The following is a 22504-nucleotide window of genomic DNA, read 5'->3' as shown; positions in this document are numbered from 1 at the left end:
TGCGAGGGGCGAATACGATACACCTGCATTTGCGTAAAGATAAGGGTAGATACCACGAACTGAAGTCGAGGCGTAAAAAAGCCGGGCAAGGCAGTGACACCCGCTCCGGCTTTTTGCATCGATCAACCGCTATGACTGACTAACCCGCTGCAGACATTCGCTATACGCCAGCTCTGCATCAAGCGGTAGATGGGCGCGGTAATACCCCAGTTCTTCCTGCATGCCAAACACCTTACACACCAACAGTGCCATGCGCGATGCAGGGCTATTCCTGACAGTATTCAGCGATGGGCTGCTGATAAAAAGCATCCAGTGCCTGCTCACGCTGGCACTTCCAACGGATATTCAGACCCATCTGCAGGACTGTGACAACGCTACTGTCGCACTGACCGTTATCACAACGTTTCACAACTTTTCACAACGATTTGCAGGTGATCGCAGTAAGAATCGAAGAACTCCTTTTTTCGCTTTCTTGCGGCCTTACCTTTCAAGGCTCGCCTTAACTGACGAGGCGCTCATGAACATCACGCCCAAAAACGACACACTCCCTCGCGAAGGTCTTGCAGATTTCGAGTCGAGGCTTAAGCGCAGCATCGTCTCCGCCAAGGGCGATGAGCAGAAAAAGCCAGACCGCACCGCAACCGACAACGAGCAATGGCCGCCGATTGAAGGCACCACCGTTTCGGTTACCGACAACGGTGACATGCGTTACGAGCGTGATGGGCAAGGTGTTGTCGTGGCGGCGTCGACTAATCCGAAGTTGTATCAGTTTCTCAAACAACTCGATGACCTGAGCCAGTCTCCGACACAGAAATCGCTGGTCGAAAAAGCCATCGCCGACGGGACCCCAATCGCAGATCGAAACACCGAGCTACCTGCGTGGGGCGATATCAAGAACTTTGAATGGCAAGGTCAGCTGGAAACAGCCGAGGTGGTCACTTACGTCAAACAGGATGGTGAGAAGGTCACTGTTTCAAAATCACTCACACCGGAATTGTTCACTGCGGCTCAGCAAATGGGCCTCTCGCGCGTTACCGTGGAAAACCGCGTCAATAACAATGGGCGCGAAGTGGCAGACGAGAACGTCTATGTCGCGGATCACGACATCATCAAGGCTGGCACCAAGGACGAACTGGGTAACGGCGTGATCGAGTTCGAGAGCCGCGACGGCAAGCAATACGTGGTCTCCGAATACCAGAACAAGGAGCTGTATGACCGGGTTGCCGACAAGAGCAGTTCCGGGGTGCAGGGCGACGTGCAGAAGATCCGTGACGAACACGGCCTGGGCAATCTCGACGAACTGGATATTCTCAGTAAACCCACAGGCGTGAAGTCTGACGAGAAAGACAAGGACTCCGAAGACCTGACCGTGGTCGAGCTTGCCACCAAAAACCTGATGGACAAGTATCAGAAGCTGGTCGACGACAAGAAAGTCGACAAGAACAGCGACGTTTACAAACTGGTCATGGCGATCCAGGCCAAGGCCGGTATGGAAAGTGGACGCACCATCACGCCTTATATCGAAGAGCCTCGCGGCGCCGAGTCCTGGCGCAGGTTCGACAGCGAGGGCGAAACCCTGACAAGCGCCGATATGCAGGACATCCTCGACGGCAATAACATCGATAAAGCGTTGACGGAGCTGTTTGCCAATGGCAATGGCGAGAAGGACAAGATCGGCAAGGAATATCAGGCCGAGATGGACGCGGCCATCGAAAAAGTCAGCGGTGGCGATAAGGAGGCGTTGGCCAAGGACCTGCATGACAAGTTGGTCAGCAGCGAGTTTGTCGATTACCTCGCTGATCTGGACAAGGCCGGTAAAAAGTCCGAAGGACAATCCGATGTAGCCCGCCTGCTTTCCAGCCTGGAACTTCTCGATCCGCAATTGGCGAAAGACGCCCAGAATGAGCTGCAGAAAAACAGCGTCATGGCCGAAGTCGATAAGTTGATGGCCGACCCTGGCGGTATCCCGGACGAATACAAAGAGCTGGCCCTGAAGGACATTTTCTCTGCACTTAAACAGGGGATCAAAGGTATGGCGGATATACCCCGCCGTACTCAGGAGACGATCGAGAAATTCATCAACGAGTTGCTACAGGACAAAACCAAACTCAGCGATTTTTCGGACCAGGTGGACAAGGTCAAATCAGGCGAAATGACTCAGGCGCAGCTCGAGGAAAACCTGGCAGGTAAATACGTGGGTGCCGAAGACAAGGAAGGCTTCAAGAAAGCCATCGGTAAACTTAACCAGAGCGGCGTATTCGGCACCGCTGCAGGCTTCACCTCTCTCGGTGGCGCTATCTATATGCTGACGGCCAAGAACGGCCAACTTGCTGACGATCCGCTGGAACGCCTGGCTATCGCCAAGGACTTCATCACCTTCCTGGGCTCCGGTGCGCAGTTTGAAAAGACTGGCATCTTTGATTTGATGACCCACACCAAAACTGCGGATTTGCTCGGGCTGAGCAAGAGCGTCCCGGAGATCTGGGGCAAGGAAGGTTTGTGGGGCAAAAAGATTGAAACGGCGCAGGCTGCCAATAACGTGCCAGACGTTGCGGACGGTCTGGAGAACCGACTGGCCAGCGTTTATGAGCTGGACAGCATCAGAGCAGGTAGCAGTATCGGCGACGTAATGGATCAGATTGGCCTGATCAATGAGGTCAACGACGCCGGCTCGCTTTCCGAGGACGTCAGTCGCGAATTGCTGGACGAGATCGTGACCCGATCTGGCGGCACTCCGCCCGCAGATTATTCGAAGTACGGCAATCTGAACGAACTGGCTGAAGATCTGAGACTGAACATCAGTCAGGATGCGGTGGTGCAGAGCATCAATTCTCAGCGCGCCTTAGTCGACCTCCCCGCCCTGGATGCTGAAAGCCTGAACAATATGGCCGTCGAGGTGGAGCGTGCTGCCAGCACGCCGGTTCCGGACTCTGCTTCCGGCTCCGGTTACGCCAGCTACAGCGACTCGTTGTACAAACTCTACGACGATGCCGTGCAGCGCTTCGTCGCACAAGACATCACCCCGCCAACCCGTGAAGCGTTTGCTGCCGGCATTGAGGACCAGCTGGAGCGCAACGGTCAGCCGGTCCCGGCGGAAAACGATCGGGTCAACCTGAGTGAAATGCTTGGCAGCGACGAGATCGATCGCGAGTCGATCAACGTGATGCTCGAAGCCGATAATCAACCAATCCCGGCTGATGACATCGTCGATAACATGCGCAACTCGGTCGGCCAGGCCGTGGCCGGTAATGCAGGGGGTGCGGGCCTGGTAGACCCACAATCTGTTGCACAAGGCGTTCAGAGTGCTGCACCGGACGGAGCGGACAAGGTGGTGCCCGGTGTATCGGCGCGCATTGCCGGGACAGTGGTCAAGGTACTCGGCGTAGCACCGGACATCATGAGCATCGCCGATATCGTCATGGGCGGGATCGCCATCAAGGATGGCATCAAGTCCGACAGCGATCTGGCAATTGCCAATGGCAGCCTGCAAATTGTTTCAGGTGTGGCGGGCACAGCAGCCGCCGGGATCGGGATCGCCGGTTTGCTCGGCCCTATCGGCGCCATTGCTGGAGCAACCGCGCCGCTATTTCTGGTGACGGCAGGCCTGGGGATCATTACCGGCATCATCAGCGTGTTCGTCGATCATCAGAAGAAACAAAAGGCCACCGACAAGGAAGGCCAGTGGTTCAAGGACCAGGCCGAACTGGGCTTCGCGCAGGACGACTGGGGCGACAAGCTTGAATACGGGCGTTACAGCTTCTACGAATATGAAGGCCGGGATGCACCGGACGATCAAAGCATCTTCGACTACCAGACCGAAGAGTGGAAACACTTCCAGGAAACCCCACAGGATCAGGGCTCGTCGATGATCCGCCTGGACGAAAGCGTGCATAAAGACAAAAACGGCATCGTTGGCGAGAACACCAACGGCTTGCCAATGGACGTTTACAACAAGGCGTACTACGACGCGCACAAGGAAGAGATCGAAACCATCCGCGAGAAGTGGGACGAATGGAACGGCAAAGACGATATCGTCAGCAAAAAGGACTTCGAGAAGATTCTGAGTGGTGGCGACGAGAAGGAAAAAGCTGCGGCCGAGTTTATTCTTAGTGACCAAGGCTTTTTCGACTTGCTGGATAACCTCTGGAAGAAAGACAAGCGCGACACGAAGATCAGCACGGATGACCTGGATACTTGGCTCAAGCTGATTGATGTGATGGATCGGACACCGGGTGAGACGGTGTTTTATGAGAAGCCGGAGTCGAATATTTATCGAGGCAGGTGAGTTCTTTGCTTGATTGGATGGGTGTGGTGTCGCTTCTGCTGGATAACTGACTGGCCGGTGGAGGCAGTGGCTGAGACTTTCTGAAAAGACAGTCTCAGCCATGTCACGGTGCAGGCCACTGTGCACTCCTCCGTATGCTCGCAGGCGCGAAAATCACACCCTGCCAAGGCCTCACAGTTTGCAGCGCGCCCCTTCCGTGGTCAGTCGCGCACCAGCTTCAGCAGTCCGCCGTCATACCAGGAAAGAGCTAACGACCCATCCTGTGCCAGGAAAAATGCCGGCGTTTCTTTATCAAAAGGACCCCAGCTTCCAGATTTGCATTCAACGCTATAGCGGTCGGCTTTTTCGATGCCAAGCTTATGGAGTTGTGGCTCTAGTTCAGCTCCACTGATCGGTGGAAGCTTATGAAAAACAGGCCCCTTGCACACATCTTCCGTCGAGTTTGCCGACGCCTTCCATGCAAGCTGGTCGTGATTGAAACTGAGACGTCGCCCCATAAAGCTCGGATCATCATCCCCCAGTGCCTGCACGCCCGAGTCTGATACCGCTACACCTGCAACATGCCAACTGCCGTAAAGCGCGCTTTCACCAGGCTGATCGTGCTGTGCAGCATCCATATTCGCTGCGCATCCTGTCAGCGACAATATGATCAGAAAGGATGAACTGTAAGGAAATCGGGATTTCATGAAGGGGGTCCTTGGTTTTTGCGGATGCGGATATTGAATCTTTTTGCTGGTCGCGCCCTGCGTCGATGTCGGGGTTGAGATGCATCTAAGCCACTTCTCCGTAACGATTTTCCTGCTGTTCGTCAGGGTCAACAGCGACCCACGCTTTCGCACGGTTGTAGTAGTATCCACCTTCTGCCTTTCTGCCTTAATGACCAGTCCAGCCATGTCTACAGCGTAGTCACCGTTGCGTTCGCTGGCCGGATCACGCAATTCACTTTTCCAACCGTAAGCCACGCCTTCCCACACCAGCACAATGCCGCCACGGTGCTTCTGGTTGCAAGCTCACCACTTGGTGCGGTTGCACATAGCGCCTCGATCAACTGCGTCATGGACGATTTTTCCTTCCTATTTATCTTTCCGCTCCCAGCGCAGTGAGCTGATTGCCTTGAACTGGCTGATACCGACTGATCCGCGCTCGTTTCTAGCTTTTGATCCAGGCTTGGTCAGGAGCATCTCAACCGCATACCGTGAGGCTTCATAGATCTGGAACGCATTATATTCTCCATTGAGCAGCACCAAGAGGACAGTATCGAATGGTTGCTTCAAATCGATCGAGCCAAGTCGGCCACCTCGAAGTTTTGCATTGGGGAAATATCGACCTTTGATTTGAATCTTGAGAGTCAGCCCCTCCCTCGTTTCTGTCGCGTCGTAACCAGCCTGCCTGGCAAGCGCCAGTTCAAGATCTAAAATCCGCGCAGCCTCGAACTCCGCAACCTCGCCGGTCACTCCCAACGGTTTGCCAGTGAGAAGGTAATATCGCTTGGCGAGTACCTTGGCGTCTCGAAGGATCTGGAAAACCTCATCGTTCGCGCTCATCGTCATTTCCTATAATTCAGGCCCAATGGCTGAGGCTAAGCCTGTTTTTCGACGCTATGATCAATATCGAACAGCACCTTCGACGTCCCGTAAAACGTAAACTCTAGCAGCTCAATGCTCCCCTCTCTGGCAATACGATAGAAGAACACGTCTGGGTTGGCTCCATGGCGCTCCGCACCGACTTCATCGAGCATTTTTTCGGCTTCGCACATAACCAAGTTCAACAGCTCGTTAAGCTTCAAGCTATTCTCAAGCAATGTGAAGTTCGCCCGCGATGACAGCTTTGCCATGAGTTTGGATTTGTGATGATGAAAATAAATTGCGCGAGCATTCATGTTCAGCGCGCTCATCAGCCGCTCCATGTCGACGTTGAAAGCCATAGTCTGGGTCCATTCATACGAAACCCGGGGCGATTCACTGCGCCGTAGGCTTCCGGGCATCACACCATCCGTGATTAAGCCGGTTGCCACTTATGCGGCAGCAACCGGTCGATTCCACTCGCACGTTGAGTCGGCAGCCGCCTGAGAACATACTTCAGATATGCATATGGATCATGACCATTCCAACTCGCAGATTGGCTCAAGCTCATGATCGCTGACGCCCGCTTGCCGCTGCGTAATGACCCTGCAAAGAGCCAGTTCTTGCGTCCAAGAGCACATGATCGGGTCTGGCTCTCTGCCCAGTTCTTGTCTATGGGTACAATCCCGTCATCGAGTTAGCACGACAGCACTGCCCAGCGTTTCAGACTGTAATCGAGTGCTTTGCTGATGGCTGACCCCTCGGGCACCAGATCGCGCTGGGCGCTCCTCTAGGCATTTAGCATGTCCATGCATGGGCAGTGAGTGTTGTCCGGTTCGTGGTGGATCAGTGTGCGTGGAAGCTCAACTGGTAATACAGTGCGCTTGGGCTTGTGGTTTTTCTCGGTCACCGCTGGCACTGTTTGGCGAACAGATAAGCGCACTGCAGTTACGCCACGCCGAACACAGTGATCACCCTCGCCAATGCCCTCTCGGTAGATGACTTGGCCGGACGCCTTCACCTGTTAGCCCTCTTCGTCATCCTGCCTCGCTTTTGCTCTACGGTCCAAGCTGGCCTTACTTAAAGATAGAATCGGCTTTCGGTTGGCTTCGCAGAAATTCGAGCGGCAGTCTCCGAGGATATCCTCGACGTTCAAACCAGCGTCTGTCCAAGCCAAAACAGGCTTAGCTCTGCTTTTCACCAGATTGTCCAAGTAGGTTTCAACCTTGGCTATCCGCTCCTTGTCGATAGTGACATATCCAATCGGCACCGTAATGGCGCTCTCGACATCCGGCTGAATATGGTACTGCACCACGGCCAACTGACCAGGGACCAAAAATATCTCCACCTGGCTCTGCAGATCATTACCCTCGTACGCGATGGCATTCGGCATCCTTGTATGGAAGCTCTGCTTCAGAGTTACTAGGTCTTCCTTACCCTCAAACGGTAGGATCGCAGCGATGATCCCACGCCCCTTTCGGTCCTCAGTCAGACGCTTAGCAACTTCGTTGCAGAACTCATTTAGCAAGTACCCGTTCGCCCCCCAAAACGGAGCGGAACTGGAAAGCCAGAAGCCCCGATGAGCCTCCCCAGGTTTCCAATCGGTGGAGAGGTCATCAAGCATGCGATCAAGGGTTATTTTATTGTTTAAGCTAAAAATCGGCCCGATCAACGAGCGCGTCGTAGGGTTACCATATCCCGTCTTGCGGTTGGCGTGGTCGATTAGCCAGCGGTTAAGATCTAGGCCACGCTCATCAATGTACTTGTCCAAGACATGGTCGTCGAACAGCGAACAGTAGCGTATAAGGCTCATGCCTCTGGAGGGCATTTTCACGCTGTTTAGATAGTCAGAAATCTTCGCCTCGACCTCCATTGATAGTGGCCGCTGGCGTGCACCACTGACTCGCTCAGCAACCCTCTTCAGGACCTCAACGTCACCTTCCTTGGTGGGGCGCAGCCAGATCTCTAAGTCGATGGGAATCTGTACGAATCGGCCGTTACTACAGCCGCTTACCTTGTACAAACGGGTGTTCTTAATCTCGTGCTCCTGGCGCCGAGAATGGACCAAAAACGCCCGGTACTGGCGACCAAATTCTTCGGTAATCGCCTCCGGTGTCGGACTCTGATTCTCGGCTGGAATGGCAAGCTGTCGTAAGCCGAATCGGCTGCGATTGTACGAATTGGTAGGCATGATCGAAACCGTCAACGCTTCGAAAACGACAGTTTCGGTGCGTTCTTCGTACTTTGTGAGCCTGGGTGGAATTTCAGGATCACCTTTGGTTCGGTCCATGAGAATACCGGAAGGCGCCAGCAGGCCCTCATTGGTATAAACGGCCAGCTTGTTCTTGAGCAGCGTCTCAATCAACACGTCACTCTCCCGTCTGCTCAGGCCGAAGTACTCTTGGATCTCGCCGGGGAGCACTTCCTGAAGGGCGATAAGAAGCCGGCAAGTGAACTCCTCAATTGCTGGCAGCGGAACTTCCTGCGTCCAAGCGCAGTTAATGTGGTAGCTGTAAGCGGGGATCAGCAACGAAATTGTGTTGCAAAGTCGCACGCCGCTAGGGTCAATAACTTCCATATCATCAAGCATATTTAGCGGCCTCAATCACGGTGGTTCCGTCCACAAATTCATAGTTTTCGTTGCCTTCGGCACTCTTCTCACTGATAAAAGCCAAGACATCCGCGAGAGAAGAGTTCGCGTTCGAACGCTCCCACATGTGCTTGGATCCGATGACTACTAACCGTTCCTGAGCACGAGACAACGCGACGTTGATCCGTGAAGCTTCGACCAGGAAGCCTTGCTTCCCTTCCGGGTTGTTCCTCACAAGAGACAGGATGATGATCGTGTTCTCTTGGCCTTGGTAGGCGTCCACTGTCTCGATCTTGATGAGATCACGTATGGGGGCGGCCCACTCGGCCTTGGACAATTCATTCTCCAGCAGCTTCTTCTGCGCCCGATACATAACGATGATACCGATAGGGAATGGGTGCTTCTCCGTCTTCTTCGCACGAAGACGTTCCAGCGATTCTGACCGGGCCAACTGCCTAAGGATGTCCCTGCATACCTCATATTCATGCCGGTTGGTCACCGCCCCCTTGCCGTCGTTGTCCTCATCAACAGCGCGTGCCCCGCTACCACTGTCTATCCAGGTGACTGGCTTGTTTAGGGGGTAAGGAAGATCACGGCACCATTCCGGGGCCTTCTTACGGTGGCTTTGAAGTTTGCTTTCATAAAAGCAATTGGAGATTATCTCGCCAATCGGCTCGATCATTCGGTACTGCGTATCCAGAGTGAGGCCGGCGTTGACGATGAATGCACGTTCAAAGTCGGTTTTCCTTACCTCAGCTTCATTGATACCAAGCAGTCTGGCAACATGCCGGATATGCACCTGTTCATAAAACGGGGGTAACTGACAGTGGTCACCTACAAGTAGGACGCGCTTTGCACACTGCAGAGCAATCATGAGTTCAGAAGCCTGCGCTCGCCCGGCTTCATCTACGATGACCCAGTCGAATTCCTGCTCTTCTAAACTCAGCCATTTGGCACCCATGCCTACCAAGGTTCCAGCGACCAACTGGCTCGACTTAACGAAGAACCGATCGAAGCTTGACGACGCTGACGCGAGGACATCAATCCAATCCTTGCTGATACCTATGAGCTGGTTCAGGCGCCGAATGGCAATCTGGTTGCTAACCCCATGCCGTATCGCGATGTGGCGCGTGAGTTCCGACCAGTAAGACGGATCCGTGATTTCCGGCAAGTCGAAATCGTAGCCCCGAGTCTCGATGTTGAGCTGAATGTGCTCTTTAGACGACTTCAGGGCCTCCTTCAACTCATAGACGTGAGCCTGCCGGTCAGGACTTAACTCTCGTTCATCGCTCAGCTCGTTGATGCTGCCCAGCAACACGGCGATATTCGACAGTAGCGGGCTGATACTGCGGTGAAGCTTGGCGATCTCATCGACGAACCCTTGGTCCAGCATGAGGCGGCAAGCCAACGCGTTTATACGATTTTCGTACTCACGCTGGAACTTGAAGCGCATCTTGCTCTGGATAGAGCTGGAGTGGCATTGCAGCAATTTCTCGTCAATCTGGTGCTCGCGCCCTAAGCGCACTAGACTGAGCGGAGTATCGAGCTCTTGGCACAATTCCTTGGCTTTGATGGCCACGGTATCCACTGACGTGTGAGATTGCCCAACGAGCAAGATGTTATTGGCGAGTTTGTTCTCGAACAGATAGTGGATCAGTTTGCTGACAAATGCCGTCTTGCCGGTGCCCGGGGGGCCTTGCAAAACAGCGATAGGCGACTGGCTGACTACGCGCTGGAATGCCAAAATCTGTTTTGGATTGAGCTCTTCGTCTGAGCCGTTACGACGGTCGTAGCGGGCCCGGATCGCCGCTTCGGCTGGCACTTCGGCCAAAACACTAGCGCACACATCACCTTTCTCATCAAAGTATCCTGGCAAATTATGAACCTTGGAGTTGCCAGACAGAACCCGATCCATAGCCTTTTGCCGACGGAACCGAGAAGCGTGACTTCGCTTGGACTCAAGGAACAGGTGAGCCCCCTCGCTGACCCGCTTTTTGAAAGATGAAAGGGATTCACCTCGTGGTTTGACCGCCAAGACTTCATCGGTGGTTTCTTCAGCGGTCGCCCAGCCGAACGCATGAACGTCGTCACCAAAGTAAACACCAATTTCCTCAATTTCATCAGCTGGGAACTCAAGCTCGTTGCCTGTCTTTAGCACGCAGGGCATCAGCCAAGCACCTGACTTGCTCTCGACGATATCAACGCTGCGTAATTCTAATTTCTGTCGCTGCTCCCCCTCTGTGTCCAAAAGAGCCCGCCAGATCTGGTGGGGACTAATTGTCTGCTCAATGCTTCCTTCCACAAGGGATTCATCTTCCCGAACATCCTCTTTGGGCTCAAACATGTCAACGAGAAGATCGAGAACCACATCCAGGTTCATCAGGAACTCGATAAACGAGTTAGGCTTATCAATTCCCATGATGCCGCGCTCTACAGTGATGGGTGTTGTAAAGCTGCATTGTGACCGCTGACCGTCACTGGCGTAGTCTCCTAGCCCTGAATCCTTTATCCAAGCTGTCGTGATAATTCTGGTCTCAGGATCGAGCTTGAGTCGCAACGTTTTCTCGTGGCCTGTGATGGTGAAAAACAGTAGACTCGGGTTGTCATTCGCTCGCTGAACAGACAAATGATATTCAGCCCCCTCTTTCTGTAGCAGGGTTGGCTTTTCGGGAAGATGCGGGTGGTTGTGCATCAGACGCAACGCAGGCTGTGCTGCTTTCGGCGGCGTCACGTGGTGATCCAGATCACTCTTAAGAGCAGCCCGAAGCAGTGCCAGATCAACAGGAACGCAATCTGGTTGATCTCCTGCAGCTTGAAGCTCCACTGCTAGCCCTGGGGAAATGTGCTCGGTAAATAGCTCTTCCACCATTCGGTAGACAGCAAACCTGTCACGCCCGAAACCGTCCGTCGCTGTTGGGTTGGCCGGGCCATATTCCACATTATAGGGATCGCTGGTATCGCCGTAATCCAACGCGTCGATCAGGAGCATATCGATGGTATGGCCACGCTCCCAATCTTCGCCGCGAACCAGAATGTTATCGGGGTGAAGGTCGCCATGCGCGAAGTCGCTTGCATGGACATGGATGGCAAGATCACAAAGTGCGAGAGCACTTTCCAGCTTTTTTTCTAGGGTAGAGAGTGTGCTCACGTACTCTCGCCAAGTGATGCCGTCCTCATAGCGGGTAACGATGAAAAGCCCGGCGCCTTCTCCAAACAGTCCGTATTGAACAACAGGCGAAATGGGAAGCTTGGCTTCCACGGCCTTCTCAATTCGCCGCCGCATACGTAGCAAACGTCGGTTAGCAGCAGGGTTCTGGAGATCGATGCGGGCATGCTGCCAAAGCTTCAGCAGACACTGCTCACCATTTACCAAGCAGCGATAGGCAATCTTCTCTCCAAAGAAGGAGACCTGCTCGTCTGGCACAGCAGGAAACACTCCTTGAAGAGTGAATGGGTTGAGATCCCTATTGATGAACTCGCCCGCGCTTAGCGCCTTGATAACCTCTGATGTGTCATCGTAGGACCGATCACTGCCGATGGAGATTGCGTTGAATTCCGCAAGCATATCGGCAGCATTCGCAAATCGGTTCTGGTAATCCAGGTCCATCGCCTTTTCAAAAAAAGCGTCAAGCTTGCCGTTGAATTTATCGCTCTCGATCGGTTTCCAGATCGAAACGCCTTCCTCCTCAGCGAGTTTCTGGTTAGGGAAGCAGATTTTGTGCGCAACAAGAGCCAGCAGATAAACGTCCTTGGCGAACGGATTGACCGGCTCCCCTTCTCCTCCATAAACGTCTTCGGGAATCAGGGTCGAGGAGCTTCTCAAAAGGCTACTCAATTCCTTAACCGTTCCCTTTTCGGGGATGAAGGCCGCGTGGTAGCCGCTGGTGAGGATGTAGGCGCTATCTTCGGAGTACCATAGGTTCTGCGGCTGGATATCCCGATGGGCGCTACCCAAGCTATGTAGTTCCGCAAACGGCGCTAATAGAGCCCGAACGATATCAATCCTCTGATCTGGGCTCCATTTGTGCGAGTTGAGGGCAATGAATTCACTCAAACGACGCGTATTCTGCTTGACTTCATACATTGCCACGCAATCAACGGCGATATTGTCATCATCGGGGGCGTCGAGAGGACGCAGCATGTATTGCTGCAGCAGGCTGTTCGTCGCCGAGGCATTATTGTAGAGGTGATTTTCCCGGCTTATCACCTTCTTCCAGATGCTATCTTCGCGATTAAGGATGCCCAATACTTCCAAATCCCACCGCCTGATAATAGCGCGCCGAACGCGAGACTCCTCATGCGTGGCGGGATATTCTGCGAATAACTTGAGCTCGTGCTGATGATCAGGATTTTCGTCTGCTTCATATCCCTTTACCTTGAATTTGGCAAGCTCTACGCGACGACCACGGAAGAAGCTATCGAATGATTTCAGATTGTCAGGATGATTCGGTCGCTGCCGCCCAATGCCATCGAACCTCAGACTGACTTTCTGCACTATAGCGTCGTAAACAGTGGTGTTTTTAACCTTCAAAAAATTATCCAGCCTGTGGACATAGAGCTGCTCGCTGGACGGAAGATGATCGGGAGTGGCTTCTCCACAAAGCACCACATGGGCCTCAACGAACGGAGGGTATCCGAGGTCGTGCGACAGATGTGTTTGAAGTATGCTCTTGAGGCGGAGGGCCTGATCTCGCTTAGTATGGTAAGGGCTCTTCGAGCGGTAATTTCCGTCGATGTACCAATTGCCGTCGTAGGATGTCAGCTTACCGCGCCAGTTTTTCAGCTCGACAACCAAAACGCGATCGTGGGTGACGATAATTAGATCAAACTCCATCGACCCCTGCTGATCCATAATCAGAACAGAAGCATAGGCATGCCATGAATCCTGAAGCTCCGATTCCATGCGGCTAAGCGCTTTTGTTTCGCTGCGGTGCAATCCGTTGCCTTTGACGATTACCTTCATATGATCCCTTTTCTTTGTCGGACCGACCGGAGCGTTGAGTCTCTGGATTCCAGTCTGCCGCATCCCATGTGCAGAGGTAGGTCACCAAGCTATACTTCATTAAGATCTATAGCAATTGGACATCATGGGAAAATTTTCGAGTTAGGGTATTCCGATAAGCGCCGTGAGTGAATAAGTTCGGCTTTAGTCGAGACCTTATGACTGCTGCTGGCCGGTCTCCCCGTGGTTTCCCAAGTGTAGGAGACGACTGACGGCCGTTAATTGAGTAGTTGTAACGAAGTGAGATGGAACCGGCAGCGGTGACGACCAAGTACAGCCGTCGCGGTCGTTTACTTTGTAGAGTTTTTCTTTCGGTTTGAGGTTACGCATCTTGGTATTAGTAAGCATGGCAGTCGCGGAACCATGTAAAAAATACCATGCTCAGAAAATCACTCATGCACCACGAGAAATCTAATAAAAAACGGGCTGATAATGAAATTTTATACCATGCCCTTCCCTACCACTGCGACATGGTATAGAGCACCAGGTATAACATTTGTCTCAGTCGATACCCGTACCATTCCAAATAACCACGGTGCTTGGCGATGCACAAAGCTGCCAGAACTCACCAACCCCAAAAAGCCAAAAGCCCGCAATTACGCGGGCTCCAGGGCATTTTTGCTAGATCGTGCCGGACGATGCCGGCCACCCAATCATTCCCACTCAATCGTAGCCGGCGGCTTGCTCGACACATCGTAAGTCACCCGCGAAATCCCTTCGATCTCGTTGATGATCCGACCGCTCACTGTCTCCAGCAGCTCATAAGGCAGGTGCGCCCAACGAGCAGTCATGAAGTCGATGGTTTCGACCGCGCGCAGCGCGACGACCCAGGCGTAGCGGCGGCCGTCGCCGACGACGCCCACTGATTTGACTGGCTGGAACACTACGAATGCCTGGCTGACCTTGTGGTACCAGTCGGCCTTACGCAGTTCTTCGATGAAGATGTGGTCGGCACGACGCAGGAGGTCGGCGTATTCCTTCTTCACTTCGCCGAGGATGCGCACGCCCAGGCCTGGGCCGGGGAATGGGTGGCGGTAGACCATGTCGTAGGGCAGGCCAAGTTCGAGGCCCAGGCGGCGGACTTCGTCCTTGAACAGTTCGCGCAGTGGCTCGACGAGCTTGAGGTTCATTTCTTCCGGCAGGCCGCCCACGTTGTGGTGCGACTTGATGACGTGGGCCTTGCCGCTTTTCGCGCCAGCGGACTCGATGACGTCCGGGTAGATGGTGCCTTGCGCCAGGTACTTGATGTTGTCCAGCTTGCAGGACTCGGCATCGAACACGTCGATGAAGGTACGGCCGATGATCTTGCGCTTCTTCTCTGGATCGCTCTCGCCTTCCAGGTTGTTCAGGAACTGTTCTTCGGCGTTGGCGCGGATCACCTTGACGCCCATGTTCTCGGCGAACATGGCCATCACTTGCTCGCCTTCATGCAGACGCAGCAGGCCGTTGTCGACGAATACGCAGGTCAGTTGATCGCCGATGGCCTTGTGCAACAGCGCCGCGACCACGGAGGAGTCAACGCCGCCGGAAAGGCCCAGCAACACGTTGTCAGTACCGACCTGAGCGCGAACCTGAGCGATAGCGTCTTCAGCAATCTTCGAAGGGGTCCACAGTGCTTCGCAGCCGCAGATGTCGAGGATGAAACGCGACAGGATGCGACCGCCCTGCTTGGTGTGAGTCACTTCCGGGTGGAACTGCACGCCGTAGTAACCGCGCGCGTCGTCAGCCATACCGGCAATCGGGCAGCTCGGGGTGCTGGCCAGAATGTGGAAGTCTTCCGGCAGTTTGGTGACCTTGTCACCGTGACTCATCCATACGTCGAGGCCAAACAGGCCGTCGGCGTCGATATGGTCTTCAATACCATCGAGCAGACGGCTTTTGCCGACTACGTCAACGCGAGCGTAGCCGAACTCGCGCAGCTCGGAACCGGCAACCTTGCCGCCCAACTGCTCGGCCATGGTCTGCATGCCGTAGCAGATACCGAAAACCGGCACACCCAGGTCAAATACCGCTTGCGGGCAGCGCGGGCTGTCGGCTTCGTGTACGGACTCGGGGCCGCCGGCGAGGATCACGCCTTTTGGAGCGAATTCGCGGATCGCTTCGTCGTCCATGTCAAACGGATGCAGCTCGCAATACACGCCGATTTCGCGCACGCGGCGGGCGATAAGCTGGGTGTACTGGGAACCGAAGTCGAGGATCAGGATACGGTGGGCGTGAATGTCGAGGGCCATGACTCATTCTCGTCAAAAAACAGAAACGACACGGGGCTGCGTCAACAGCCCCGGCTATGAAACTTGCTGGCCTGCATCGAGGCAAACACCCCGATGCAGTCCGGATCAACCGACGCGATAGTTCGGCGCTTCCTTGGTGATCTGCACGTCATGGACGTGGGACTCAGCCATACCGGCGCCAGTAATGCGAACGAACTCGGGCTTGGTGCGCATCTGCTCGATGTCGGCACTGCCGGTGTAACCCATGGAGGAACGCAGGCCGCCCATCAACTGATGGATGATGGCCGACAACGGACCTTTATAGGCCACACGGCCTTCGATACCTTCCGGCACCAGTTTCTCGGCACCTGCGGACGAATCCTGGAAGTAGCGATCGGAAGAGCCTTGCGCCTGGGACATCGCACCCAGCGAACCCATGCCGCGATAGGCCTTGTAGGAACGACCCTGGAACAGTTCGATCTCGCCTGGCGCTTCTTCAGTACCGGCGAACATCGAGCCCATCATCACGCAGGAGGCGCCAGCCACGATAGCCTTGGACAGATCACCGGAGAAGCGGATACCTCCGTCGGCGATCATCGGCACGCCAGTGCCTTCAAGGGCAGCGGAGACGTTGGCGATGGCGCTGATCTGCGGCACGCCGACACCGGCAACGATACGCGTGGTGCAGATGGAGCCCGGGCCGATACCGACCTTGACTGCATCGGCGCCTGCGGCAACCAGTGCCCTGGCTGCTTCGCCGGTGGCGATGTTGCCGCCGATGACCTGCACCTGAGGGAAGTTTTCCTTGACCCAGCGAACGCGGTCGATCACGCCTTTGGAATGGCCGTGAGCGGTATCGACGACCACGACGTCAACGCCAGCCGCGACCAGTGCGGTGACGCGCTCGCCGGTGTCCTTGCCGGTACCGACTGCAGCGCCGACGCGCAGGCGAGCCTGATCGTCCTTGCTGGCCAGCGGGTAAGCCTTGGCTTTTTCGATGTCCTTGACGGTCATCATGCCCTTGAGCGCGAAGTTGCCGTCGACGATCAGGACTTTTTCCAGACGGTGCTTGTGCAGCAGTTCGCGCACTTCGTTCTTGTCGGCGCCTTCGCGCACAGTGACCAAGCGCTCTTTGGGCGTCATCACTTCGCGAACAGGGACATCAAGACGGTTTTCGAAGCGTACGTCGCGGGACGTCACGATGCCGACCAGGTCGCCATTGTGCAGAACCGGTACGCCGGAAATGTTGTGCATGCGGGTGAGTTCGAACAGATCGCGAACAGTGGCGTCGGCTTCGATCGTGATCGGGTCTTTAACGACGCCGGCCTCGAACTTCTTGACCTTGCGCACTTCGGCAGCTTGCTGCTCGATGGTCATGTTCTTGTGGATGATACCGATACCGCCTTCCTGGGCCATGGCAATTGCCAGACGGGCCTCGGTGACTGTATCCATTGCAGCAGAGACCAAAGGTATATTCAGCTCGATGCCACGGGTCAAACGGGTTTTCAGACTGACTTCGTTGGGAAGTACCTCGGAATAACCGGGCACAAGGAGAATGTCGTCGAATGTAAGGGCTTCTTGACTGATACGCAGCATCGCGGGGGCTCCCGGGCGGGAAATTGGAAGCGCGCCATTATACCCACAGACCCCGCCCGGCTCAATGTAAACCTCAGCCTATTATCAAAGCTGTTTATAGACGCACATTAACGCAGGAGACCGGGCGATCCAGACGTTCGGCGAAGTCATCCAGAAAGGTCTGCGTGAACGACGCATCCAGCCAGTTATTGAAGATGAAACCGAGGTTGGAAAACCCGCAGGCGTCGAGAAAAAGAAAGCCGTTGATGTCATCTTCGTGGCGGCATTCGGGGCAGGTGAAATTATCGGTGTGACCGGGCATCCAGTCTTCCAGGCTGTCGAACAGCGCCTCCCCTACTTCGCGGCGACACTCCGGGCAACCGGCCTCTTCGGCAAAGTCGTTCAGCGGGGTATAGATGCAGCGCTTGGTGACGATTTCCAGGCCATTGACGACCTGCCCGAACGGCAACGCATCGGGGTTCTTCACCACCCGCTTCGCTCCGGGTGCCACTGCGCAGGCCATCTTGTTATAGGTGCGTCCACACGTGGTCAACTCCGGCTCGACCACATCGAGCTTGACCAGCCAGCGCAGGATCAGCCGCGCCCTGGCCTCGTGCCCGGGAAAGGTGGAAATTTGCGGGACGATGATGCTTTGGGTGTTCATAACGGAGCGTCGCTTAAAGCTGTTCGAGGCCGCAGCTTAATAGGCTGGCCATTCAGGTCAAGAAGCAATCCTGCCTTTACCGACGAGACAGACCTGTGCGCCAGACCGGCATTGCCATTATGATGCCGGACATGATCAAAGACCCTTTCGCAAGACTCGGCCTCGACCGGGAAGTCCTTACTGTCAGCCAGCTCAACGGCCGTGCCCGTGTGCTGCTGGAAGACGTGTTCAGCAGCATCTGGGTCGAGGGGGAGATCTCCAACCTCTCGCGCCCGGCGTCGGGCCATGTGTACTTCACGCTGAAGGACTCTGGCGCGCAGGTGCGCTGTGCCTTGTTCCGGCAGAGCGCGGCACGTGTGCGTCAGGCGCTCAAGGACGGCTTGCAGGTCAAGGTGCGCGGCAAGGTCTCGCTGTTTGAAGGCCGCGGCGACTATCAGTTGATTCTCGACACGGTGGAACCTGCCGGTGATGGTGCGTTGCGCCTGGCATTCGATGCGTTGAAAGCCAAGCTCAGCGACGAAGGCCTGTTCAGCGCCGAGCGCAAGGTCGCACCGCCGCTGCACCCGCAACGTATCGGGATTATCAGTTCTCCGACCGGTGCGGTGATCCGCGACATCATCAGCGTGTTCCGCCGTCGCGCGCCGCGGGTCGAGCTGACATTGATTCCCACAGCCGTTCAGGGTCGCGAGGCGATCAACCAGATTGTCCGCGCGCTGAAGCTGGCCGACAGCAGGGGCTTCGATGCGTTGATCCTGGCCCGTGGTGGCGGCTCGCTGGAGGACCTGTGGTGCTTCAACGAAGAAGCTGTCGCCCGCGCCATCGACGCGTGCGTGACGCCGATTGTCAGCGCTGTCGGGCATGAAACCGATGTATCCATCAGCGACTTTGTCGCCGACGTGCGCGCACCGACGCCCTCCGCTGCCGCCGAACTGCTCGCCCCGGATTCCAGCGACCTGCATCGACGCGTCGACAACCTGCACCGGCGACTGGTCAGCCGCATGCAGGACCGCCTGATGCGCGAGCGGCTGCGTCTGGAGGGTATTTCCCGGCGTCTGCGCCACCCTGGCGAGCGCTTGCGTCAACAGTCGCAACGGCTGGATGATCTGGACATGCGCCTGCGCCGCGCCTTCGAACAGAACATGCATCAACGCCAAGTGCGTCTGGCGCACCTGCAGAGCCGCCTTGCTGCCCAGCACCCGGGGCGGACCCTGGCCTTTTTGCGCCAGCGTCTGGATGCCCTGGCCGAGCGCCTGCCGCGAGCCATTCGTGAACAGATCAAGGCGCGCAAGCTGCAACTGCAAAGTCAGGTGCAGACCCTCAACGTGGTCAGCCCGCTCGCCACACTGGGACGCGGTTACAGCATCCTGCTCGACGAGCGCGGCCACGCGATCCGCAGCGCGGCACAGACGCAAACGGGCCAACGGCTTACCGCCAGGCTCGGCGAAGGCGAACTGCAAGTGCGCGTTGAAGACAATCACCTCACACCCGTGACCCTCTCCCTTCTGGACTGACTGCCTGATGCTACGTTTTATCGCCCCGCTGTTCGCCCTGCTGCTCTGTCTTCCCGCTCACGCTGACAGCTTTATTACCCGCGCACTCGACAAACCGGTGCCAGGCGGCGTGGCGGTTGTCGATCTGGGCACTGGCGCTCAGGCTCCGACCGCCACCTATCAAGGCAAACCGGTGCTGGTGGTCAAGGAACAGGGCACGCGCTGGCTGGCCATCGTGGGCATTCCGTTGACCGTCAAACCCGGCACTCAGCAAGTCACGTCCGGCGGGCGCACGCTCAACTTCAACGTTGGCAGCAAGAAATACCCGGAGCAGCACATCACGCTCAAGAACAAACGTCAGGTCAATCCAAACCCTGAAGACAACAAACGCATCGAGGGCGAATTGGCCGAGCAACTGCGCGCTTACCGCAGTTTCAGCCCAGGCACGCCAAGCAACCTGATTCTGGACAAGCCGGTCAACGGCCCGCTGTCGAGCAAGTTCGGCGTGCGTCGCTTCTTCAACGGCGAAGAGCGCAACCCGCATTCGGGACTCGACTTCGCGGTTCCGGCCGGCACACCGATCAAGTCCCCGGCAGCGGGCAAGGTCATCCTGACCGGCAATTACTTCTTCAATGGCAACACCGTATTCGTCGATCACGGGCAAGGCTTCATCAGCATGTTTTGCCATATGTCGAAGATCGACGTGAAGGTCGGCGACCTCGTCGCGCGTGGCGGAGTGGTCGGCAAGGTCGGCGCCACCGGTCGCGCAACCGGGCCGCACATGCACTGGAACGTCAGCCTCAACGATGCGCGCGTGGACCCGGCGATCTTCATCGGCGCTTTTCAGCCGTAAGCCTGTTGGTGAGCGAGCGTTACGGCGCTCGCTCACGCAAGCCCTCACTTGCGCACATCGCTTTTGACCAACAATAACCTGGATATAACGCTTTAAATACCGCTATAAAAACTCGCCAAAGACGTATTTTCGAGAATTTATTCCAATCTTTTTCAAGTGCTTGCCATCATCCATGCCAATGGTTACGGTTGGTCTCATGAAAACCTCTCAAACCCTTATTCTGTTGCGCCAACACCGGTGCCTCAGCCTGGTCAGCGCCCGACTGCCTGGCTAGCATGCTGTGCCTCGTCCCTGTGTTCGCAATTCCCTGTGCTATCTATCCAGAACGGCAGGCCGCCCAACCCCGGCCCCGTGAATACAAAAGGATTTCCTGATGACCATGCTCAAAGACCCTTCGAAGAAGTACCGTGCGTTCCCGACCATTGATCTGCCTGACCGCACCTGGCCTTCGAGGACCATCGATGCAGCGCCGATCTGGTGCAGCTCCGACCTGCGCGACGGCAACCAGTCGCTGATCGAACCCATGGACGCGGCCAAGAAACTGCGCTTCTGGAAAACCCTGGTCAGCGTTGGCGTCAAGGAAATCGAGGCATCCTTTCCATCGGCTTCGCAGACTGACTTCGACTTCGTGCGTACCCTGATCGAAGACGGCCATATCCCGGATGACACCACCATCCAGGTACTGACCCAGGCTCGCGAAGACCTGATCGCCCGCACCTTCGAATCGCTGCGCGGCGCGAAAAAGGCCATCGTCCACCTGTATAACGCGACCAGCCCGTCGTTCCGCCGCATCGTCTTCAATCAGGACAAGGCCGGGGTGAAAGAGATCGCGGTCAACGCGGCCAAGCTGTTCGTCAAATATGCAGCACAACAGCCTGAAACCCAGTGGACCTTCGAGTACTCGCCGGAAACCTTCAGTGCGACCGAGCTGGAATTCGCCAAGGAAGTCTGCGATGCGGTGATCGAGGTGTGGAACCCGACGCCCGAGAACAAGGTGATCCTCAACCTCCCGGCCACCGTGGAAGTGGCGACACCCAATATTTACGCTGACCAGATCGAATGGTTCGGCCGCAATATTACCCGCCGCGACAGCGTGCTGATCAGCCTGCATACCCACAACGACCGTGGTACGGGCGTTGCCGCTACCGAGCTGGGCCTGATGGCCGGCGCAGATCGCGTCGAGGGCTGCCTGTTCGGTAACGGCGAGCGGACCGGCAACGTCGATCTGGTCACCGTGGCCCTGAACCTTTACACCCAAGGCATCAACCCGGAGCTGGATTTCTCGGATATCGACGGTGTGCGCAAGGTCGTCGAAGAATGCAACCAGATTCCTGTGCACCCACGTCACCCGTACGTTGGCGACCTGGTGCACACCGCGTTCTCCGGTTCGCACCAGGATGCGATTCGCAAGGGTTTCACCCAGCAGAAGGAAGGCGAGTTGTGGGAAGTGCCTTACCTGCCGATTGACCCGGCCGACATCGGTCGCAGCTACGAGGCGGTGATTCGCGTCAACAGCCAGTCGGGCAAAGGTGGCATCACTTACCTGCTGGAACAGGAATATGGCATCTCCCTGCCACGCCGCATGCAGATCGAGTTCAGCCAGGTGGTTCAGGGTGAAACCGATCGTCTGGGTCTGGAGATGACGGCCGAGCAGATTCACTCGCTGTTGCGTCGTGAGTACCTGCAAGCCAACGTTCCTTATGCGCTGATCAGCCATAAGTTGCAGGAGGAGAACGGCAACAGCTCGGTGGATGCCGAGGTGCACGTCGACGGCGAAACCCAGCACTGGCGCGGCAAGGGCAAGGGCGCCCTGGAAGCACTGGTTGCCGGTCTGCCGGTGGCCGTGGAAATCATGGATTACAACGAGCATGCGATCGGCTCGGGTACCACCGCCAAGGCGGCCGCCTACATCGAGCTGCGCGTGAATGGCGAACGCGCCGTCCATGGCGTGGGCATCGATGAAAACATCACCACGGCGAGCTTCCGCGCCCTGTTCAGTGCCCTGAATCGTTCACTCAGCCAGACCCAGGCCAAAGCGGCCTGATTCGATAGCCGGATGGCGGACGCAGGTCCGTCATCCGCATCGCCCTCTTCCCTCCCCGCCTCACACTGCACCAGCCTCTTGCATTCCGCGCATGACCCTGCCTGTTTCGGCATAATCTTTTTCATTTATGCTGTGGTAGCATGCTGCCCTTACTCCAGAGCGCGCCCAATCCAACAGCAATTCATATGCTGACGATGCCTGCTCGGACTTACCTGCCAGCTGCACCTTT

The 22504-nt window shown here is 56.0% G+C and carries 12 protein-coding genes and 3 pseudogenes; 4 read left to right on the top strand and 11 right to left on the bottom strand.

Annotated features, from left to right (window positions below; genetic code table 11):
* Positions 1-517: 517 nt before the first annotated feature.
* The gene (locus BLR16_RS11470; RefSeq protein ID WP_054080737.1) at positions 518-4285 is read left to right on the top strand and encodes a hypothetical protein; all 3768 of its coding nucleotides are present in this window, start codon (positions 518-520) and stop codon (positions 4283-4285) included.
* A 200-nt stretch (positions 4286-4485) separates the two neighbouring features.
* On the opposite strand, the gene BLR16_RS11465 is transcribed toward BLR16_RS11470, so the two are convergent.
* The 11 genes and pseudogenes from BLR16_RS11465 to BLR16_RS11415 all read right to left on the bottom strand — a co-directional run bounded on the left by BLR16_RS11465 (position 4486) and on the right by BLR16_RS11415 (position 17888).
* Positions 4486-4971: a hypothetical protein gene (locus BLR16_RS11465; protein ID WP_032609485.1), complete on the bottom strand. Its 486-nt coding sequence runs from the start codon at positions 4969-4971 to the stop codon at positions 4486-4488.
* 85 nt (positions 4972-5056) lie between these two features.
* Positions 5057-5342: pseudogene (locus BLR16_RS11460) on the bottom strand (antirestriction protein ArdR).
* A gap of 16 nt (positions 5343-5358) precedes the next feature.
* Entirely contained in the window at positions 5359-5829 is a 471-nt protein-coding gene (locus tag BLR16_RS11455) for a hypothetical protein (protein ID WP_232917479.1), read from the bottom strand.
* Positions 5830-5864: 35 nt separating this feature from the next.
* The gene (locus BLR16_RS11450; protein WP_074805546.1) at positions 5865-6209 is read right to left on the bottom strand and encodes a hypothetical protein; all 345 of its coding nucleotides are present in this window, start codon (positions 6207-6209) and stop codon (positions 5865-5867) included.
* Between the two features lie 74 nt (positions 6210-6283).
* Positions 6284-6631: pseudogene (locus tag BLR16_RS11445) on the bottom strand (transposase); the annotation flags it as partial.
* 240 nt (positions 6632-6871) lie between these two features.
* Positions 6872-8437 (bottom strand): hypothetical protein, encoded by a 1566-nt coding sequence (locus BLR16_RS11440; protein WP_074805548.1) that lies wholly within the window; start codon positions 8435-8437, stop codon positions 6872-6874.
* Positions 8430-13400, bottom strand: coding sequence for an AAA domain-containing protein (locus tag BLR16_RS11435; RefSeq protein ID WP_074805917.1), 4971 nt, complete (start codon positions 13398-13400; stop codon positions 8430-8432). The genes BLR16_RS11440 and BLR16_RS11435 overlap by 8 nt, the downstream gene beginning before the upstream one ends.
* Before the next feature lie 226 nt (positions 13401-13626).
* Positions 13627-13787 (bottom strand): annotated as a pseudogene (locus BLR16_RS28880) (integrase); the annotation flags it as partial.
* Positions 13788-14092: 305 nt separating this feature from the next.
* Positions 14093-15670: a glutamine-hydrolyzing GMP synthase gene (gene guaA / locus BLR16_RS11425; RefSeq protein ID WP_055007843.1), complete on the bottom strand. Its 1578-nt coding sequence runs from the start codon at positions 15668-15670 to the stop codon at positions 14093-14095.
* Positions 15671-15775: 105 nt separating this feature from the next.
* Positions 15776-17245 carry an IMP dehydrogenase gene (guaB, locus tag BLR16_RS11420; protein ID WP_003433443.1) on the bottom strand — a complete coding sequence of 490 codons (1470 nt, stop codon included), beginning with the start codon at positions 17243-17245 and terminating at the stop codon, positions 15776-15778.
* A gap of 94 nt (positions 17246-17339) precedes the next feature.
* Positions 17340-17888, bottom strand: a complete 549-nt coding sequence (locus BLR16_RS11415; protein ID WP_074805553.1) for a sugar ABC transporter ATPase — start codon at positions 17886-17888, stop codon at positions 17340-17342.
* A 131-nt stretch (positions 17889-18019) separates the two neighbouring features.
* On the opposite strand from BLR16_RS11415, the gene xseA reads away from it, so the two are divergent.
* The 3 genes from xseA to leuA all read left to right on the top strand — a co-directional run bounded on the left by xseA (position 18020) and on the right by leuA (position 22275).
* Complete coding sequence (gene xseA, locus BLR16_RS11410) at positions 18020-19399, top strand: exodeoxyribonuclease VII large subunit (RefSeq protein ID WP_161437897.1); 1380 nt, start codon at positions 18020-18022, stop codon at positions 19397-19399.
* Positions 19400-19406: 7 nt separating this feature from the next.
* Complete coding sequence (locus BLR16_RS11405) at positions 19407-20231, top strand: M23 family metallopeptidase (RefSeq protein ID WP_058397325.1); 825 nt, start codon at positions 19407-19409, stop codon at positions 20229-20231.
* A 373-nt stretch (positions 20232-20604) separates the two neighbouring features.
* Positions 20605-22275 carry a 2-isopropylmalate synthase gene (gene leuA, locus BLR16_RS11400; protein WP_058416009.1) on the top strand — a complete coding sequence of 557 codons (1671 nt, stop codon included), beginning with the start codon at positions 20605-20607 and terminating at the stop codon, positions 22273-22275.
* The last annotated feature ends 229 nt before the right edge of the window (positions 22276-22504 follow it).

It is taken from the genome of Pseudomonas sp. BS3767 (assembly GCF_900099665.1).
GTDB lineage: Bacteria > Pseudomonadota > Gammaproteobacteria > Pseudomonadales > Pseudomonadaceae > Aquipseudomonas > Aquipseudomonas cerasi.
Note: the sequence above shows the minus strand (reverse complement) of the source record. Positions and strands in the feature narration are given on the sequence as shown.

Coding starts and splice junctions, on each gene's coding strand:
- BLR16_RS11470 (WP_054080737.1), top strand. CDS start 518: ATGAACATCACGCCCAAAAACGACACACTCCCTCGCGAAGGTCTTGCA.
- BLR16_RS11465 (WP_032609485.1), bottom strand. CDS start 4,971: ATGAAATCCCGATTTCCTTACAGTTCATCCTTTCTGATCATATTGTCG.
- BLR16_RS11455 (WP_232917479.1), bottom strand. CDS start 5,829: ATGAGCGCGAACGATGAGGTTTTCCAGATCCTTCGAGACGCCAAGGTA.
- BLR16_RS11450 (WP_074805546.1), bottom strand. CDS start 6,209: ATGGCTTTCAACGTCGACATGGAGCGGCTGATGAGCGCGCTGAACATG.
- BLR16_RS11440 (WP_074805548.1), bottom strand. CDS start 8,437: ATGCTTGATGATATGGAAGTTATTGACCCTAGCGGCGTGCGACTTTGC.
- BLR16_RS11435 (WP_074805917.1), bottom strand. CDS start 13,400: ATGAAGGTAATCGTCAAAGGCAACGGATTGCACCGCAGCGAAACAAAA.
- guaA (WP_055007843.1), bottom strand. CDS start 15,670: ATGGCCCTCGACATTCACGCCCACCGTATCCTGATCCTCGACTTCGGT.
- guaB (WP_003433443.1), bottom strand. CDS start 17,245: ATGCTGCGTATCAGTCAAGAAGCCCTTACATTCGACGACATTCTCCTT.
- BLR16_RS11415 (WP_074805553.1), bottom strand. CDS start 17,888: ATGAACACCCAAAGCATCATCGTCCCGCAAATTTCCACCTTTCCCGGG.
- xseA (WP_161437897.1), top strand. CDS start 18,020: ATGATCAAAGACCCTTTCGCAAGACTCGGCCTCGACCGGGAAGTCCTT.
- BLR16_RS11405 (WP_058397325.1), top strand. CDS start 19,407: ATGCTACGTTTTATCGCCCCGCTGTTCGCCCTGCTGCTCTGTCTTCCC.
- leuA (WP_058416009.1), top strand. CDS start 20,605: ATGACCATGCTCAAAGACCCTTCGAAGAAGTACCGTGCGTTCCCGACC.